This is a genomic window from Cohaesibacter sp. ES.047, assembly GCF_900215505.1.
GTDB lineage: Bacteria > Pseudomonadota > Alphaproteobacteria > Rhizobiales > Cohaesibacteraceae > Cohaesibacter.
The window spans coordinates 2,373,746-2,392,792 of record NZ_LT907844.1 but is presented as its reverse complement, the minus strand read 5'-3'; the positions used below and the strand labels follow the sequence as shown (position 1 = coordinate 2,392,792).

The window sequence follows — 19,047 nt, the reverse complement described above, 5'->3', positions numbered from 1 at the left end:
AGCGAAACAGAGACTTTGGATAGCCACCAAAAGCCTCTGCTTCATGTCTTTTTGGTTAGAAAGCGCCTTACGGAGCCTTGAAATAATCCGATACGGTCTGGCCTTCACCCGTCTCTGTATCCCGGATATTGAAGGCAATCGGCTGGGACTTCTCGAGCTGTGCTTGGGGCGGCGAGAAGACCTGAACCCGGAGTTCCTTTGTCAGGTCAGCCTGAATTGGCACGACCATGGATCGGGGATCATCACTCTTGACACCGACCGCGTTCATTGAAAAGCCTTCTGGCGCATTGACCAGACTGAGTTCAAAATCGCGCGCCGTGGTTGCCTTGTTGATCAGGCGGATGGTGTAGCCATTGCGCAGCGACCCGTCAGACAATTGCACGAAGAGCGGGTTGCGGTCATGCAGGACATTGAGATCAACCAACTGCCGATTGATCAGAGTGAAGACCATCAGGCCGACAACAAAGGCGATCATCGCCATATAGATGATCGTTCGCGGGCGAATGAAACGGTAAACGCTTTCCTTGCCTTCAAGATGGCGCTGGATGTTGACGTCGGTTTCATAGTCGATGAGACCGCGTGGCTTGCCGACCTTCTCCATGACATTGTCGCAGGCATCGATGCACAGTCCGCACTGGATGCAGGCGAGCTGGGCACCATCCCGAATGTCGATGCCAGTCGGGCAGACGGCCACACACTGACCGCAATCGACGCAATCCCCGGCAGGCAAGCCCTCTTCGGCACGCGCCTTCATCTTTTTCAGAGAGCCGCGCGGCTCACCCCGGTCGGTGCGGTAGGTAACGTTGAGTGCCCATTCGTCGGTCAGGGCAGCCTGAATGCGCGGCCACGGGCACATATAGACACAGACCTGCTCGCGCATGTGGCCAGCCATGATGTAGGTCGTCGCCGTCAGAATGCCGATCCAGAGATAGGCCACCATCGGCGCTTGTCCAAAGGCCAGCTCAGTCACCAGTGTGGGCGCATCGGCAAAGTAGAGCACCCAGGCGCCGCCGGTCCACCACGCGATCAGCAACCAGACAAAATGTTTGAAGACCGTGCGACCGACCTTCTTGGCCGTCAAAGACTGTTTATCTGCCTTGATGCGTTCACGGCGATCGCCCTCGATCCACCGTTCGACCAGCATGAAAAGGTCAGTCCAGACCGTCTGGAAACACATGTAACCGCACCAGACGCGTCCCGCGAGCGCATTCATCAGGAACAGCGTCAGAGCCGCAAGGATCAAGAGGCCTGTGAGATAATAGATTTCCTGCGGCCAGATTTCGATGAAGAAGAAATAGAACCGCCGCGCAGGAAAATCGATCAGAACGGCCTGATCGGGAGCACCCGGGCCGCGATCCCACCGCACGAAGGGCAGGAAATAATAGAGACCGAGCGCCACGATCATGAACGCCCATTTGAAATTTCGGTAGCGGCCTTGAACACTTTGCGGAAAGACCTTCTTGGCCTTCGCATAGAGTACATCACCGCCCGAGCTGGTCCCTGGGGCTTCCACCGTCATCTCGCTTCTCCTCGAAACAGTCGTCTTTGCCAGTTGGCTGTCCGTAGTCCGGCAAACAGGTCCATCACTTGCCGGGCCTGCTAACAGGCATTTAATCTACTTCAATTTGTGTCTCGTTCAGCGGTCCATCGTGCTCATGGTCTATCAAGTAGACTATTTTTGCGTGAAAATACCGAGGCAAATTGTCGCGTATTTCGCATCTGCTCCGGTTCCCGTTTCTGTCGGCCGGGATGAGCCAGGACTGTATTGCAAGACAGCACGTTCAAACCTGTCACCGGCTTCTTTGGGCATCAGCAATGAGCACTGCCTTGAAGAGCTCGGAGAACTGGTCGGGCCGATCGGCTCGTTTCAAAGTCGGTCAACCGCTTGCAGGACGCGGGGCCAGCGTTCAAACCGGCCCCGGCTTCATTCTTGTCGCACTCGAAGATCGAGCGCCGTATCATAGCCGCAAGCGCGACCTGTTACTGGCCACCACCTCGGGTGTGCACATAGACCGCCAGAGACTTGATCGTCAGCGGATCAAGACGGGCTTCCCAGCTGGGCATGACACCGGCACGACCATTGGTGATCGTTTCGATGATGGTCTCGCGATCGCCACCATAGAGCCAGATGGCATCGGTCAGGTTTGGTGAACCGAGTTCCTGCATGCCCTTGGCATCCTCGCCATGACAGGCGACGCAGTTTTCTTCAAACAACACCTTACCGGCGTCCAGATCAGCACCTTCGGGCGCACTGCCCGAGAGAGACTGGACATAGCTTGCGAGGGTCTCGATTTCCTCTTTAGAGAGGATCTCATCACGACCGAAAGCCGTCATGTTGCCAAACCGCTCGTCTTCATGACCGGACCGGATGCCGACGCGAAGGGTCTCGTGGATGGCATCAATCGTGCCGCCCCAAAGCCAATCATCATCCAGCAGGTTCGGATAGCCCTCACCACCGGCTGCCCCCGTGCCATGACAGGCGGCACAGTTGTCACCAAAGGCAGCAGCACCCTGTGCAACGGCAAACTGACGCATATTTTCGTCACCGAGGATTTCCTCGACCGAGGCTGACTGCAGACCGGAGGCCTGTTCAAGGCGGGTTTCAACCAACTCGTTGTAGGCAGCGATGCCTTCGGCACGGTTGGAATGGCCCAACAGGCCCTGAGTGTAACCATTGACCAGTGGCCAAGCGGGATACAGCACCCAATAGCCGATACCCCAGATGATGGTGGCGTACCAGGTCCACAGCCACCAGCGTGGCAGCGGGTTATTCAGTTCTTTCAAACCGTCCCATGAGTGACCGGTGGTTTCGACACCAGACAGATGGTCAATTTCTTTTTCGTGATCGCTCATTCTCAATCCTCCCGCAGCGGCATGTTGGCAGCATCATCGAACCGCTTCTTGTTGGACGGCCAGAAGGTGTAAACCAGCACGCCAGCAAAAATCAGCACGAAATAGAGCAAGCCCCATGTTTGCGCGAAGTTAGCTAAAGTTTCATAGGTCGACATAAACCTGCTCCTTAGCGAAGGTCAGCCTTGTCATCATAGATGGAGAAATCGACCATCGTGCCCAATACCTGAAGGTAAGCCACGAGTGCATCCATTTCTGTCACCTGGTCCGGGTTGCCATCGAAATCACGATAGATCACATCAGGATAGCGTTCTTCGAAGCCATCGATGTTGTCATCATCAGGATTTGCTTGGGCCAGCATGTCGGCCTTGGCGTTGGCGATCTGTTCGTCGCTGTAGGGAACACCGACAATCTTGTTGACCGTTAGGTCAGACCTGATGTCGGGCACTTCCAGCTCGCGCTTGGTAAGGAACGGATAACCGGGCATAACGGATTCCGGAACCACCGAGCGCGGATCAGTCAAGTGACTGACGTGCCAGAGGTCGGAATATTTATTGCCCACACGCGCAAGGTCCGGACCGGTACGCTTGGATCCCCATTGGAAGGGATGGTCGTACATGGACTCAGCTGCGAGAGAATAATGGCCGTAACGTTCGATTTCATCGCGCATCGGGCGGATCATCTGTGAATGACACAGATAGCAGCCTTCGCGGATATAGATATTACGACCGGCGAGTTCGAGCGGGGTGTAGGGACGCACGCCCTCCACCTTCTCGATGGTGCTTTTCAGATAGAAAAGCGGGACAATCTCAACCAGACCACCAATGGCAACCACAATCAGGATGCCAATGAGCAGAAGCATGGAATGGCGTTCGAGAATGCCGTGTTTGTTCATCAAAGACATGGAAACCGTTCCTTATTCTGCAGGGACCAGAGCCGGGTCGGCAGCATCGGCCTGAGCCTTTTCGCCAACTCGTACGGTCATCCAGAGGTTATAAGCCATGATCAGAGCGCCAAGGACGAACAGAAGGCCGCCGATCGCGCGGATCATATAGAACGGGTGCATGGCTTCGACGGTTTCGATGAAGGAATATTCAAGGAAACCAAGGCTGTCGTAAGCACGCCACATCAGACCCTGCATGATACCGGAGACCCACATCGAGGTGATGTAGAGAACGATACCGAGCGTCGAGATCCAGAAGTGCCATTCGACAAGGGTATTGGAGAAGAGTTTCTTGCGGTTCCACAGCCACGGAACGAGGCAGTAGAGAGCACCGAAGGAAATGTAGCCAACCCAACCCAGAGCACCGGAGTGCACGTGACCGATGGTCCAGTCCGTGTAATGCGACAGGGAGTTCACGGCCTTAACGGACATCAGCGGACCTTCGAAGGTCGACATGCCGTAGAAGGCAACAGAAACAACCATCATGCGCAGCACTGGATCGGTTCTGAGCTTATCCCAAGCGCCAGACAGGGTCATCAGGCCGTTGATCATGCCACCCCAGGACGGCATCCAGAGGATGACGGAGAAGGTCATGCCAAGGGTCTGCGCCCAATCGGGAAGAGCGGTGTAATGCAGATGGTGCGGTCCGGCCCAGATATAAATGAAGATCAGGGCCCAGAAATGCACGATCGACAGCCGGTAGGAATAGACCGGACGCTCGGCACGTTTGGGAATGAAGTAGTACATGATGGCGAGGAAGCCGGCGGTGAGGAAGAAGCCCACTGCGTTATGGCCGTACCACCACTGCACCATGGCATCCTGCACACCAGAGAAGACCTGATAGGACTTGATGCCAAATACCGTGACCGGAATCGATAGGTTGTTGCCAATATGAAGCATGGCAATCGTTACGATGAAGGCCAGATAGAACCAGTTTGCCACATAAATATGCGGCTCCTTGCGCTTCCACAAAGTCGCGAGGAACACCAGCAAATAGGCCACCCAGACGATGGTCAGCCAAAGGTCGGCATACCATTCGGGTTCTGCATATTCCTTGCCTTGGGTCGCACCCAGAAGGTAGCCCGTACCCGCGATCACGATAAAGGCGTTATAGCCCAGGATCACGAACCACGGAGATATCCGGCCAGGCAGACGCGCGTGACTGGTCCGCTGCACCACATAGAAGGAGGTGCCGAGCAACACGTTGCCGCCGAATGCGAAGATCACCGCAGATGTATGCAGTGGGCGCAATCGACCGAAACTGGTCCACTCAAGATCAAAGTTCAGAATCGGAAATGTCAGCTGCCAGGCGATGATATCGCCAACGAGAAATCCTGCGATCCCCCAGAACATGGCAGCAGCCGTCGCGAACTTGATCGGGCCGAGGTTGTAGCCTGTTTCATCGACGTCGACAGGACGCTTGAAATAGGCATTGAAAATAAGAAACACACCGAGGGCTGAGAAAATCAGCCCGACGGTTGCATGAAATGCCATGACGCCATCAACCGCTTTAGCGGCGATAGTCAGGCAGGCGAAGGCGAGAACAGTCAGGAAAACTGCAAAAGCACCTTCTTCAACAGAGAGTCTTTTTGTCGTGTGAGCCATCTTTTAGTCCCATCTCCAGCGGCGCACAACAAGAGGTTGTCCGGCGCTAAAGCTTTAATGGTCGATCCTCCATGCTTGCGGTCTGAGTAAGCCATATAGACGCAAGCCGAGATTGGAACGCACTTCCCCCAAAGGGTGGTCAAACCCTATGGACGCCCCCCTTCATACGCTTTGACTCAGGTCAACGGAATGGGGAGGGCTGGCTGCCAAGTGCGACTCGTGGTCACAGGTAAATATGTCCCACCACCAGCATGGATAATTTTTACCCTTATAACACAATAACTTGAAGTCCAAGCCCGAAAACGTCCGCATTTGCCCTATGAGCCGTAAGTGGCAGAAAAAATATGCACTTACAGTGCACTTTATACACCGTTTCAATGCCCGGTCGGCTCTTTGCCAAGATGCGCTCCAGCGTTGGTTGGCAATCCCTCCCTCCAATTTACGCGATTTTCCCAAGTTTCGCGCGCTACCGGTGAAGTTGTGGCGCCATACACAGAATCATTTAGCCACCTTGTCGTCCACGCCTGTCTGATCTCTGGTCAGACGGGCGGTCACCGCCGGAGCGATGAGCACAAGCCCCAGATAGCGAACCAGATGATGCCCAGCCACGAAAGCCGGGTTCATATCGAACAGGAATGCCAGCAACACCATGGTTTCGAACCCGCCCGGCGCATAGGCCAGAAAGGTCTGGCCGGGCGGAAAGCCCAGCACGGCCCATCCGATCAAGGCGGCGATCAACGAGACAGACATGGAAACAAACAGCGACAGAAGGGATATACCCATCAGCTTTGCCAGCTGCGAAAGGGATACGGAACCAAAGCGCGTACCGACCAACGCACCAATCGTCAAGAAGCCCGGTACCGCGAGCCAGTCTGGCAAAGGTGCAGAGAAGGTTCCGGACAGGTAGAACGCACCGGAAATGGCCATGCCGCCAAGAAGGAAACCTCCGGGTATTTTGAACCATTTAACCAATGGCGCCACGATCGCCATTCCTGCGAGCAGGATCAGGATCGACTGCATATCAAGGTTCTCGGGCGCGGCCACTTTCACCACATCGTGAGCAGCTCCCCCTTCTAGCTGCGCGAAAGGGGTGAGCAACACCGGCAGCACTGCGATCATTGCAAAGACACGGATCGACTGAGCGACGGCCACTCGCGAGATGTCGGCGCGGGATGCTTCGGCAATGGCCATGACATAAGCCAGAGCGCCGGGAAGCGATGCAAAAAGCGCTGTTGCATGGTCCCAATGACCGACGCGCCGCAAGACAAAATAGGAACTCAGTGTGATGATGATCACCGTAACCACAAGCAATGCCACACTGAGTGGCCAAGCGGCGATGGCATGAAGGGTGTCCGGCGTGAAGCCTGTGCCAAGGATGACGCCAACCAACATGAACCCACCGTTCTTGAGCCGGTTCGGTATGAAGAGCTTGCGGCCCGCAAACATGGCAACCACAACCGCCAACAGGGACCCCGTGAGCCAAGAGGCCGGAAAACCGATGTAGGTGGCAAGCCATCCGCCAGCAAAGGCGATGGCATAGAGTTCAACTAAATTGAGCAAGCCTTGGAATCCTTCAGAAGATCCGGCAGAAGATCCGGTAGAAGATCCGGGTCGGTCGGCCGTAGAACAGACACCTTTGCGATTGGAAGGGATTTCGCAGTGATGCTGACGTCACATCAGATCACCACATTGGGTCGGCAGATGTCAGATTTGAAGTATCACACCGCGGATAGGACCACAATCCGGACAATACTGTCTATTTGGATGTACGGCTTCAGATGAGAACGATCTCAGGATTTTCAGCTTGGACCTCAATTATCGGCTGATTTGTGGTCTACAAGACACAATCGACCGCTAACGTGAGCGCTGGCCAGTTTGCATTTTGTGCTCTGAGGAGACGGTGGTATGCAAGGAACTGGATTTCATGACAGAGGTGACGGTGGTGTCAACCCAGCGCAATCGGCGGAAAAGAGAGCCTCAGATTCACAACGCTGCCCTGCTTGGGATGGTCCGGCCTGTGATGGCTGCAATGATGCTGGGTGCCCTGCTTGCGGGCTGCGCCGCGCCGACCGGCATCCGGTTTGCCCAAACCCCGACCATCTCGCTTGAAACCGAAAGCATCGTTGTTGCGACGACCCGCGTGCCCAAAGGCCATGCCGATTTCACCGGCGAGCGGGCAGGCAAGCTTCAGTATGCCTCGTATCAGGTTTCCATTCCGCCGGGCCACAAGATCGGCGAGATAGAATGGCCGCGCAGCAAGCCAGATCCGAAAAAGTATTTTGCCGTCGCCTCAACCAAACCGCTCACCGGTTCATCCATGTTCAGTGCGCAGATCAACGCCGATCTGGCAGCCGGTTCATCGCCCCAAGCCCGCGGCAAGCGCGAGGCAACGTTGTTCGCGCACGGCTATAATACCGACTTTTCCGAAGCCCTTTATCGCGCCGCACAAATCAAGCATGACTTTGACATGACCGCTCCGATGGCACTGTTCAGCTGGCCGTCGGCAGGCAGCCCCGGGCTCTATATTTATGACAGGGACAGTGTAAAGGCCTCTCGCGATCAGCTTGTCAGTGTCATCAAGGCGCTCGCGGCGAGCAAGGTGGATCATATCACACTGATGGCCCATTCGCTCGGCACGGAGCTTTTGATGGAGAGCCTGCGGCAAGTCGCGCTTGCGAACAATGGGCGCCTGCCCTCCAAGATACAGTCGGTCGTGCTGATTTCACCCGATATCGACATGGATGTCTTCAACAGCCAACTGGCAACCATCCGCACTCTGCCCAAGAATTTCGTTATCCTTGTGTCCGCACGGGATCGCGCGCTGCAATTATCCAGCCTTCTTGCGGGGGACACGGGGCGGGTTGGCAATTCGCTGGATGAAACCCGCATCAAACGCGAAGGCATCACCGTGGTTGATGTTACCGGTTTTGATGGCGGTGACAGCATGAACCACATGACCGCCGTGACCGCACCCAGCCTTGTCGCCCTGCTCAAGGGTGTTGCCATGTCTGGCAAGAAGACCGCGGTCTTCGAGAATAGCAACGATGCCAATCTGCCTGGCACCCTCATCAACACCGCAACGCTGCCGCTCGATCTGGTGGTCAAGACCACACGAACGATTTTCGATCAATGATCGGCTTTGAGTAGACCACCAACCGCCCTGCCCCCGACGAAAGCGGGACATGACAAATCGGACAGAATTGACCTTGCTCAAAGTTGAGCCTTAGCACCAGACGCTAAATGCCCCCATGACCGATGTGACCTTGAAATATGCCTCGCGCGCCGTGCCGCGCTACACCTCCTATCCCACTGCACCGCACTTCTCTTCGGAGTTCGGGGCGGAGACCTATGCCGAGTGGCTGAAGACCGTTGATCGCAGCGTGCCGATTTCTCTTTATCTGCACGTGCCCTTCTGCCAGTCCATGTGCCACTATTGCGGCTGCTATACCAAGGTCACCAAGAAAGAAAAGCCGCTGCAGGATTATGCGGATATGCTGGTGCGCGAAGTGGCGCTGGTGGCAGGGAAATTGCCCAAGGGACAGCCCGTCAGTCACATCCACTGGGGTGGCGGAACGCCATCCATTCTGCCTCGGGATGCCTTCATGCGTGTGGTCGATGCCATCCGCGCTCACTTCACCTTCACTGACGGCATGGAACATGCGATTGAGCTTGATCCGCGCACAGTGACTGACGAGCTTGCCGACACTTTGCGCCTCGCAGGCATCAACCGAACCAGTCTGGGGGTTCAGGATTTTGACCTCAAGGTGCAGGAAGCCGTGGGACGCGTGCAGCCCTATAGCCGCGTGAAAGAAGCGGTTGAGGCTCTTCGGTCCGTTGGCATCGAGGAAATCAATCTTGATCTGATGTATGGGTTGCCGCACCAGAGCCGGGAAACCATCCGCAACACGGTCGAACTCACAGCAAGCCTTGATCCGTCTCGTCTGGCCCTGTTCGGATATGCGCATGTGCCCTGGATGAAAAAACATCAAAGGCTCGTGCCCGAAGAGCTGCTGCCCGATGCGTCCGAACGCATAGCCCTCTTTGACGACGCCACCACGGCTTTGCAAGACCATGGCTACGAGAAGATCGGGCTCGATCACTTTGCCAAGTCCGATGACCCGCTCGCAATTGCCGCACGGGAAGGTTCCATGCGGCGCAATTTTCAGGGCTACACCACAGACGAAGCCGAGTTCCTGATTGGCCTTGGCGCATCCTCCATCGGAAAAATGCCGCAAGGCTATGTGCAGAACAGCCCTGACTTCGCAGGGTGGATCCGAGCTGTTGAAGCCGGAGAACTGCCAATTTCACGCGGCATCAACATGGATCAGGACGACCGCGCTCGGGCCGCAATCATCATGTCGATCATGACGGCCTATGCGGTGGATGTCGAAGCAGTGGCCCGCGATTTCAATGTGCCGCTGAGCCCGCTGCAAGCTTGCTATCCGGCACTGGAAGAGCTTCAGGCGGACGGTGTCTGTGCGCGGGACGGGAACCGCCTCAGTGTCACACATGCCGGACGCCCTCTTGTGCGGCTCGTCGCATCCGCCTTTGACGCCTATCTTCAAACCGGAAAGGGTCGGCATTCCGTTGCTGTCTAGCAGCTGCCAGACCTGCCACGACCGAATCACGCCGCCTCGCGCTGGCAAGCTATGCTAGCGGGTGGCGTATTCCAGTTTTCTGATGAGGTAGTAGCGCGCTTGGAGCGGCTTAAGGATCGATCAGTATTTGCCGGTCAGATGACACAGACCACAAACATTCATGATGCGGATCCGGTCCTGTTTTTCCATCGTGATGACCTTGCGGCGTTTCATGTCGGACAGGACGCGACTGACGGTCTCAATGGTCAGTCCAAGATAGTCGGCGATTTCCTGACGCGTCATGTGCAGGGTCACCACAGACTGATCTTCCCCTTCTTCGGGTCCGATGCATTCGAAGCCACCGCGGCTGGGTACAAAACGCATAAGGAAGGATGCCACGCGTTCGTGCGCTGATTTGCGCCCCAGAAGCACCGCATGCTCATGAAGATTCTGAACCTGAGACACCAGGCATTTCCTCATGTGCTGCTGAAGCTCATTGGAGCCTTCCGCATCCTTCTTGGAGATCATGTGCACGAGAGTTTCCGTGAGGGTTTCCGCAGACGTGTCATAAACATCGCCAGCAGGAACGCCAAACAGGTCACCCGGCCCCAGAATCTCCACCACTTGACGCCTGCCATCGGGCAAAAGCTTGTAGAGCATGACCGAACCATCGGCCACTTCATAGATATTGTTGGCCGGATCGCCCTCGAAGAAAACGACACCGTGGGAGGGAAAGGTTTTGTGCCGGCTTTGCTCGCTTGACATGATGCCTTTATATTCGCTTTTTGCCTTAAGAGGGGGCTGTGAAGGAAGCACACGGTTTTGTGCACTATGACTTGCCAGTTTGATATAGCGTTCTTCCGACATCTCAGCAACTCCCCTTATGCAGGGCTGGTGTCCCACATTTCATGTCTTATGCCAAAGACTGCCAGCACCTATACGACATGTTTCATCTTGTCGCAATCTGTCCATTTGAAAAACGAACTTACACGTATTTACCCTTATCATGAACGGAAATACCATGGCGGACAAGGTGCGTATTAGCCTTAATTTTCCGTCAAACACGTTTATTTTCTACACACATATAGACAAATTGAAGGCTAGTTTGTTGTAGATCAAACAAATTTTCCGCTGTGGGCGAACACAAGCTTCGCAAGAAAACCGCGTCTCAATCAGCGATTCCTTTATCTGGAAAAATGCCCATCAAGTGCATGTATGAGAAAACGGAACATCTAAGGCGCAACAGCGCATTGTTGTCCTGTGCAAAAGTCGTATATATCCGCCTAATCTTACGTAATTTATGGATTAAGCACATGGCTTGAGATGTGAAATTGATTACCCGCTCGTAAAAAGCAGGCACCTTCACTTTACGTAAAAGGAAGACTGCAAATCACTGTGCACCTCAATCTATCTGCGAAGGGCGCAGAGGACCAGTTCACATCGATCACAGGCGATGTAAAACACAACCTCGATCCAAGGGACCGGGGTTGAAGAATTTGGGGTTAAAAAGACTGGATTCGTCTTGTTGGCTCAATGGCCGGTCAGAACGATTCGAACCAGATCCGCCGTATTGCGCGCTTTGAGCTTTTCCATGATGCGAGCACGATGCACCTCGATGGTGCGCGGGGAGATGGCAAGATGCTGTCCCGCTTCCTTGTTCGATGCCCCTTGCGTAATCTGGAGCAAAACATCCCGCTCGCGCGGTGTCAGGGACTCCGCATTGGGGAAGCTCCAGTTGGTGAGCGCCGACTGGCCTGCATCCGGAATCTTTTTAGCGGTTTCGAGAATTTTCTCGATCCGGTCGACCACTTCGGTGCCATCAAACGGTTTTTCTATAAAGTCATGGGCGCCCATCTTGATCGCATTGACGGCCATTGGGATGTCCCCCTGGCCGGAAATGATCATGACGGGGGCTGCGACATGGCGAGCCGCCAGTTCTTCCATCACTTCCAGACCGGAGCGGCCCGGCATATGTACGTCGAGCAGGATAACGGACGGAACATTTTCACGCGAGAAGGCAAGGAAATCCTCGCCATTGGAAAAGGTTTCGACCTGATATCCTTCCAGCTCGAACAATACGGACAAAGCATCCCGGACGGCGGGATCGTCGTCAACGATATGGATAGAAGGGTGCAAATCAGTTGTCATCAAGTTGCCTCTTGGCTTTCATCGGGCTAGGTGGCCGGAACGCTGTTTACTGGCTGCCATCCATGCTCTCGGAAGACTCTGTCTTGGGTTCGGATTCGTCCGAGGGTGAGGAGGCGATGGGCAGGGTGAGGAGGAAACAGGCACCCGGCTGGGCTTCGTCAAACGGTGCCAGATCGAGGCTGCCACCATGGTTCTGGGCGATGGATCGCGCGATGGCCAGGCCCAGACCCATGCCATTGCGTCGTTCGGAATCGAAGGCCTTGAACAGGTTCTTGCGATGACTGTCCGGAATGCCCGATCCGGTATCCTGGAACCGGACCTGCAGTCTGTCGCGGCGATCCTCCTCGTCGGTGACGATCTTGAGACTGATCTTGATGGCCTTCTGTTCAACCTCGCGCATCGCCTGAAAGGCGTTGCGCAAAAGATTGAGAAAGATCTGCTCGATCTGAACAGGATCGACAGACACGGGCGGCAGATCATCAGGGGCAGAAAGATCGATGAAGACATCGGTTGCCGAAAAACCAACCAAAGACAGTTTGTGTGCCTTGCGGATGATCTCAACCAGATCGCACGTCGTCCGTTCGGGTTCCTTCTTCTCGATGATCGAGCGGATGCGTTGCAGCAGCGACGAGGAGCGCTGTGCTTCCTGAATGGCCCGGCCGCACAGATCGGACAATTGCTCGACATCTTCGGACGTGATGGGGCCCCTGTCTGCCAGCTTGGAGACTTTGCGCTCGACGGCCTGAAGGTAAAGGATGATCGCGGTCAGCGGCTGATTGAGCTCGTGGGCGACGGTTGCCCCCATCTCATCCATCGCATTGATGCGCGTCATCTGATTGAGTTCGGTCTGCAGACTGCGAAGGCGCTGTTCATCTTCCTTGCGTGCGCGCAGGTCGCGCATCACACCAATGAACTGCTTGCCATTTTCGGTCTCTGCAACCCCGACGGAAAGATCGAACGGGAAGGTCGTTCCGTCCTTGTGCTGTCCCTGAACCTCGCGGCCGATCCCGATGATGGAATGCTCGCCGGTTTCGAGATAACGCGCGATCCAGCCATCGTGATGCTCGGCATATTTTTGTGGCATAAGGATATCGACGCGCTGGCCGATGACATCCTCGGCGCTGTATCCGAACAGGGTTTCCGAAGCCTTGTTGAACAGCAGGATGCGGGAATGATCATCGATCAGACAAATGGAATCCGCAGCCATGTCGAGAAGGGATATCAGCCTTGCATCCACATGCTCGATAGGATGAAAAGGCTTTTCTTGTCTCTCAACGGTCAGGCCATCGGTATGCTTGGGGCCATTGATGGTTAGCGTTCCATCCATTCCAGGGGGTCTCTATGGTTTGTTTCATGTCCAAGAAACCCGGATTTCCGCGACTATTGTCTAATTAACCAATGCGTCAAGCGATCAATGGCCTTATCCATCTGATCCGGGTTTGTTGCGAAACATAGTCGCATAAACGCGGACCCGCTTTGACCGAACGCAAACCCGGGTGCCAATCCAACACCGGCTTCATCAACCAGTTTTCGGGTGACAGGAAGCGCATCCGTCACCCCGTCCAGCCCGAAAAAGAAGTAGAAACTTCCCATTGGCGGCGCATACTTAAGCGAATTGTGCCCGGCGAAGGCCGTCAGCAGCTTTGTTCGCCCTTCGCGGGCTCTCTCGATTTGTTCAGTTATAAATAACTCACCGTTATTCAGTGCAACGACCGCAGCGCGCTGCATGAAGGGGGCTACGCCGGAAGTCGAATACTGAATCAGGTTGCTGATGATGTCGCCGAGCGCAGGCGGGGCGCTGAGCCAGCCGACACGCCAACCGGTCATGGCCCAGTTCTTGGACATGGAGTTGACGAAGAAGATTTTGTCATTCTCTTCACAGATGTCATAGAAGGACGGCGCGGTCGCTCGATCCTCGCCATAATAGCAGCGGGTGTAGATCTCGTCGGCAATGATCCAGAGATCCCGCTCGCGGGCAAAGTCGAGGATCGCCTTGATCTGATCGCTGGAGGCAACCCAGCCTGTCGGATTGGACGGGGAATTGATGAACAACGCCTTGGTGCGCTCAGTGCAGGCAGCAAACAGCTTGTCGAGGTCGAGATGCCAGCCCTCGGGGGAGAAGTCGAGCGGCACTTCCACGGGGCGGGCGCTGGCGACCTGTACCGCCGCAGCCAAGTTTGGCCATGCGGGGGTCGGCACGACAATCTCGTCGCCGGGGCTGGCCAGAATGCGGACCGCGATCTGGATCGCCTGCATCCCCGATCCGGTCACAAAGAAGCGTTCCGTTGAAAAGGGCCGACCATAAAGCCGCTCATGATAGCGAGCGATGGCCTCGCGCAATTCCGGAATGCCGCACTGGTGTGTATAGAAAGTCTCGCCGGCCTTGAGCGACTGGTTGGCCGCCTCGCAAATAAAGTCCGGCGTTGGCATGCATCCCTCGCCGACCCAGAGCGGCACGACATCCTGTCGATCTGCGGCGTAGCTGCGTATATCAACGATGCCGCTTGGCGGCGTCTTTGTTGCTTCGTGGCTCAAATTGGCCAAAAGGTCTCGGCCCAGATCAGGCGCCGTATCGGAGGAATGCGACGAAGCCATTGTCTTTCCTTGGTCTTATTGAATGGAAAACTCTGCGGGGGGACGTGAAATAGCGTGCTTGGGATATCCTCGCTCAGAAAGCTGTCGCAATGCAAGAGACAATGCATTTGAGGCAGGTGCTGACCTCGCGTCAGGCTCAGAAGGCATTTATTCTCTTGAAAATTCGTCTAAGCATGTCGCTTCCTGACGCTTCACACCTTCCATTGAAAATGCATGTGCTATAGCTTTTTCATGAGTGAGGAAGGATTGCGGTGAATGATGCAAGGCTGGATGGTCGTTATGACGACCCTGACATATATCGGGCTGTTGTTTGCCATCGCATCCTATGGGGATCACCGTGCGCGCAAGCGCCCGCCCGGACAACGCAATCCAAATCTCTATGCGCTGTCGCTGGCCGTCTATTGCACGAGCTGGACGTTTTTCGGCTCGGTTGGCCTCGCACAGACCAGCGGCCTTGATTTTCTGACTATCTACATCGGGCCGATGATCGTTTTCACGCTAGGCTTCCCGCTGGTCTGGCGCATTATCAAACTGTCAAAGACCGAACGCATTACCTCAATCGCCGATTTCCTCGGTGCCCGATATGGCAAGAACCAGCAGGTGGCGGCCGTGGCGACGGTGATCGCGGTTGTTGGCACGATGCCCTATATCGCGCTGCAGCTCAAAGCGGTGGCAACGTCGGTTGCCATTCTGATGGAGCATCTGCACTTCTCCTTCCCCAATGACCAGCTTCCGGTTCTCGCCGACATCGCCTTTTTTGTAGCCATCGCGATGGCCATCTTCGCCATCCTGTTCGGCACGCGTCATGCGGACGCCACCGAGCATCAGGGCGGGCTGATCCTGGCTGTGGCGACCGAAAGTGTCATCAAGCTGATCGCCTTCCTGATTGTCGGTATTTTCGTCACCTTCTGGATGTTCGATGGCCCGTCTGACCTGTGGATGCAGGCGGCAGAAGCGGGCATTTCCGCGCTTGGCCCTGCCAACAAGGGCCCTGATGCCATCAACTGGATCGTGCTGATCATTCTGTCATCAGGGGCCGCCATCCTGCTGCCTCGACAGTTCCACGTTGCCGTGGTGGAGAATACCTCGGAAGCGTCCCTGCGCCGTGCAACCTGGCTCTTTCCCACCTATCTGGTTCTGATCAATCTGTTCGTCATTCCCATCGCCCTTGCCGGGCAGATCCTTCTGGGTGCTGATGTGGATGCGGACAGCTACGTGCTGACGCTGCCGATGACGGCTGGATCGGAATTCGTCACGCTGGTTGCCTTCCTTGGCGGGCTTTCGGCGGCAACGGCGATGGTCATCATCTCATCGGTCGCGCTCGCGATCATGATCTCGAATGATCTGGTGCTGCCGATCTTTTTGCGTCGCCACGCCGATCAGGCGATCTATACGCCCGACATGGGCCGCGCTCTGCTCAATGTACGGCGACTGGCGATTCTGTTGATGTTCACGCTCGCCTATGCCTTCTATCGCACAGCGGTGAACAATACGGCTCTGGCACAAATTGGCCTCATCGCCTTTGCTGCCATGGCCCAGTTTTTGCCGGCGCTGCTTGGCGGGCTTGTCTGGAAGCGTGCCAATGCGCGCGGAGCGATTGCCGGTCTGGTGATCGGCTTCACCATATGGGTCTATACCCTGCTGATGCCCATGTTTGCGCAATCCGGCCTATTCCCGCTGGACTTCATCCATCACGGCCCGTTCGACATCCCCTTCCTCAAACCGCAGGCCCTGTTCGGCACCGACCTGCCACCTTTGCTGCATGGCGTCTTCTGGAGCTTGTTGTTCAATTTCATTGCCTATACCGCAGGCTCCGTGTCTCGCAGGCCGGAGCTGATCGAACGTCTGCAGGCCAATGTGTTCGTGCCGGACGAATTGCGCCCTTCGCCAGCGCTCAGGCTGTGGCGCACGATGCTGACGGTTGGAGACCTTAAGGACATGGTGGCGCGTTATCTGGGTGCCGAGCGCACACAGCGGTCATTCCGCGCCCATGCCCAGCAGCGCGATACGACCTATGATCGCAACATGGAGGTGGATCCGCAGTTCCTGCGCTTTGCGGAACAACTGCTGGCCAGCGCCATCGGGTCGGCCTCATCCCGGCTGCTGATGAGTCTTCTGCTCAAGCGACGGGAAGTCGCCCCCAAAGGGACGATGAAGCTTTTGGACGATGCGTCAGAAGCCCTGCAGTACAACCGGGATCTGCTGCAGACCGCGCTCAACCATGTGCGCCAGGGCATTGCGGTGTTCGATCCGGATCTGCGCCTGACCTTATGGAACAAGCCCTTTCGGGACCTTCTCAAGATCCCCGCAGAGTTCGGCCAGGTTGGCACCCCCCTGCCCTCGATCCTGCATCACATTGCCGCCCGAGGAGACCTTGGTGACGGTCCGGTCGACATGCTCGTCAACGAGCGGATCGATCTCATCGTGGTGCAACAGGCCCCCTATCAGGAGCATATGGCCAGCTCGGAAATGACCCTTGATGTGCGGGCCAATGCGATGCCGGACGGCGGTGTCGTGATCACCTTCAGTGATGTATCCGAACGGGTTCGGGCCGAAAGGGCGCTCGAAGCCTCGAACGAAACCCTCGAGCGGAGGGTCAAGGACCGCACGCGCGAATTGATGCATCTGAACGATGCCCTCAGGAGTGCCAAGCAGGACGCGGAAGAGGCGAATATTTCAAAGACCCGCTTTCTGGCTGCCGCCGGCCACGACATCATGCAGCCGATGAATGCCGCGCGCCTTTACACCACGGCGCTGGTCAATCGCCTCGAGACCATCGCCGAGAAAACCGAAGATGCCAGAATTGCCGAAAGCTCCGTGATGGCGACCAACATCGACAGCTCACTGGAAGCGGTCGAAGACATTCTGGCAGCATTGCTCGATATCGCACGGCTTGATTCCGGCGCGATGAAACCGCAGATCTCAGCCTTTCCGATCGATGAACTGCTCGACCGGATGCGGATCGACTTTGAACCGCAGGCCAAGGAAAAGGGCCTAGAGCTCAAGATTGTATCGTGTGGTCTGCATGTCCGCTCTGACAAGCAACTTTTGCGGCGTCTGTTGCAGAACCTCATTTCCAACGCCATCAAATACACCACCCAAGGACGGGTGCTGGTCGGGTGCCGCCGATTGGCTGGCGCCATCGAAGTGCAGATTCACGATACGGGCGTTGGTATCCCCGAGGCCAAGCAAGAGGAGATCTTCCTTGAATTCCAGCGCCTTGATGAGGGTGCTCGCATCGCCGCGGGCCTTGGTCTGGGGCTGTCCATCGTGGATCGCATCGGACGGGTGCTTGATCACCCCATCCGCTTGATGTCGACCCCGAATGTCGGCTCTGCCTTTGGGGTCAAGCTGCCGGCCTTCCGCCTGCTGCACAGCGCGCGACGGGCCGAAGCGCCCCCGTCAATGGCGAAACAGCCGCTCAGCGATCTGCATATTCTGTGCATCGACAACGAGCCTGTCATTCTTGACGGAATGCGGGCCATGCTCGAAGGCTGGGGCTGCATCGTGCTTACGGCCGCTGATGTGGACGACGCCAAGATCAAGGTCAGAGAAAGTGAAAAGCCGCTGGATGGCATTCTTATCGACTATCATCTGGATGATATGCTGGGAACGGAAACCTGCGAAATCCTGCGCCGGGAATTTGGCAATCACATCATGGCCAGTCTGATCACCGCCGACCGCACCTCCGAGGTCCGTGACGAGGCAAGGTCAAAAGACATGGCCCTGCTCAACAAGCCGGTGAAACCGGCACAGCTGCGTGCCCTGCTCAACACATGGAACATGACCGCCATCCGCAGGCGGGGGCAGAAGTAGCCGCACCATTCCCATTCATGGAGTATCCAATCTTGTCTTTACCCGAGGTCTTCTACCAAGCATGGATGAACGTCTGGCCCATGGCCGCATGGCTTGCCTGTTTGATGGTTGCTCTCTATTGCCGCACCCGCAGTTGGATACGCTGGTTCTTACTGGCCCATGCGCTCGTTCTGCTGGTTGCCATTCCGGGTTCCGGTTGGATCGGGTTTTACATGACCCATGCCAACTGCACCGGCAGCATGTTGAAGGGCGTTCGGTGCCCCGAAGAGACCATGTGGGCCAAATTGATTTACTATCACAGTGTGCTCTGGTTCTACAGCTGGCTTTACACTCTTGCCCCGCTGCCATTTTTGTTGCTGACCTCCACGTTGGTTGAGTTTTCCATGCGCAGAAGTGTGAACAGAAGGCACCAAGAGACCACATGAACAGCGCTTGCACCTGAGCCATTCGCAGTGAGCGGTGCGCTCAGGGGCAGTTGCTAAACGAATTCAGAAATCCGAAAGACGAAAGAAA

At 56.0% G+C, this 19,047-nt stretch carries 14 protein-coding genes; 4 read left to right on the top strand and 10 right to left on the bottom strand.

What is annotated here, in order from left to right; all coding sequences use genetic code 11:
* Positions 1-67 precede the first annotated feature (67 nt).
* The 6 genes from ccoG to CPH65_RS10875 all read right to left on the bottom strand — a co-directional run bounded on the left by ccoG (position 68) and on the right by CPH65_RS10875 (position 6,958).
* Positions 68-1,519, bottom strand: coding sequence for a cytochrome c oxidase accessory protein CcoG (ccoG, locus tag CPH65_RS10900; protein ID WP_096173494.1), 1,452 nt, complete (start codon positions 1,517-1,519; stop codon positions 68-70).
* 461 nt (positions 1,520-1,980) lie between these two features.
* Positions 1,981-2,853 carry a cytochrome-c oxidase, cbb3-type subunit III gene (gene ccoP / locus CPH65_RS10895; protein ID WP_096173493.1) on the bottom strand — a complete coding sequence of 291 codons (873 nt, stop codon included), beginning with the start codon at positions 2,851-2,853 and terminating at the stop codon, positions 1,981-1,983.
* 2 nt (positions 2,854-2,855) lie between these two features.
* Entirely contained in the window at positions 2,856-3,008 is a 153-nt protein-coding gene (locus CPH65_RS10890) for a cbb3-type cytochrome c oxidase subunit 3 (RefSeq protein ID WP_096173492.1), read from the bottom strand.
* Between the two features lie 11 nt (positions 3,009-3,019).
* On the bottom strand, positions 3,020-3,754 hold the full coding sequence (gene ccoO, locus CPH65_RS10885; RefSeq protein WP_096173491.1) for a cytochrome-c oxidase, cbb3-type subunit II: 735 nt from the start codon (positions 3,752-3,754) through the stop codon (positions 3,020-3,022).
* 12 nt (positions 3,755-3,766) lie between these two features.
* Complete coding sequence (ccoN, locus tag CPH65_RS10880) at positions 3,767-5,398, bottom strand: cytochrome-c oxidase, cbb3-type subunit I (RefSeq protein ID WP_096173490.1); 1,632 nt, start codon at positions 5,396-5,398, stop codon at positions 3,767-3,769.
* A 498-nt stretch (positions 5,399-5,896) separates the two neighbouring features.
* The gene (locus CPH65_RS10875; RefSeq protein WP_157747622.1) at positions 5,897-6,958 is read right to left on the bottom strand and encodes an AbrB family transcriptional regulator; all 1,062 of its coding nucleotides are present in this window, start codon (positions 6,956-6,958) and stop codon (positions 5,897-5,899) included.
* Between the two features lie 364 nt (positions 6,959-7,322).
* Here CPH65_RS10875 and CPH65_RS10870 point away from each other — a divergent pair, with 364 nt between their 5' ends.
* Together CPH65_RS10870 and hemN are read left to right on the top strand one after the other, a co-directional pair.
* Positions 7,323-8,531: an alpha/beta hydrolase gene (locus CPH65_RS10870; protein ID WP_096173488.1), complete on the top strand. Its 1,209-nt coding sequence runs from the start codon at positions 7,323-7,325 to the stop codon at positions 8,529-8,531.
* 115 nt (positions 8,532-8,646) lie between these two features.
* Positions 8,647-9,996 (top strand): oxygen-independent coproporphyrinogen III oxidase, encoded by a 1,350-nt coding sequence (hemN, locus tag CPH65_RS10865; protein WP_096173487.1) that lies wholly within the window; start codon positions 8,647-8,649, stop codon positions 9,994-9,996.
* A gap of 120 nt (positions 9,997-10,116) precedes the next feature.
* Here hemN and CPH65_RS10860 read toward each other — a convergent pair whose 3' ends face one another.
* The 4 genes from CPH65_RS10860 to CPH65_RS10845 form a co-directional block, all read right to left on the bottom strand.
* Positions 10,117-10,740, bottom strand: a complete 624-nt coding sequence (locus tag CPH65_RS10860) for a Crp/Fnr family transcriptional regulator (RefSeq protein ID WP_096176360.1) — start codon at positions 10,738-10,740, stop codon at positions 10,117-10,119.
* A gap of 765 nt (positions 10,741-11,505) precedes the next feature.
* Entirely contained in the window at positions 11,506-12,123 is a 618-nt protein-coding gene (locus CPH65_RS10855) for a response regulator transcription factor (protein ID WP_096173486.1), read from the bottom strand.
* A 46-nt stretch (positions 12,124-12,169) separates the two neighbouring features.
* Entirely contained in the window at positions 12,170-13,450 is a 1,281-nt protein-coding gene (locus CPH65_RS10850; protein ID WP_096173485.1) for a nitrogen regulation protein NR(II), read from the bottom strand.
* A 53-nt stretch (positions 13,451-13,503) separates the two neighbouring features.
* On the bottom strand, positions 13,504-14,718 hold the full coding sequence (locus tag CPH65_RS10845) for a pyridoxal phosphate-dependent aminotransferase (RefSeq protein WP_096173484.1): 1,215 nt from the start codon (positions 14,716-14,718) through the stop codon (positions 13,504-13,506).
* 279 nt (positions 14,719-14,997) lie between these two features.
* Between CPH65_RS10845 and CPH65_RS10840 the strand changes: the two genes are divergently transcribed.
* Together CPH65_RS10840 and CPH65_RS10835 are read left to right on the top strand one after the other, a co-directional pair.
* Complete coding sequence (locus tag CPH65_RS10840) at positions 14,998-18,534, top strand: NahK/ErcS family hybrid sensor histidine kinase/response regulator (protein WP_371359442.1); 3,537 nt, start codon at positions 14,998-15,000, stop codon at positions 18,532-18,534.
* Positions 18,495-18,959: a hypothetical protein gene (locus CPH65_RS10835; protein ID WP_172891503.1), complete on the top strand. Its 465-nt coding sequence runs from the start codon at positions 18,495-18,497 to the stop codon at positions 18,957-18,959. Before CPH65_RS10840 ends, CPH65_RS10835 begins: the two co-directional genes overlap by 40 nt.
* Positions 18,960-19,047: the final 88 nt, after the last annotated feature.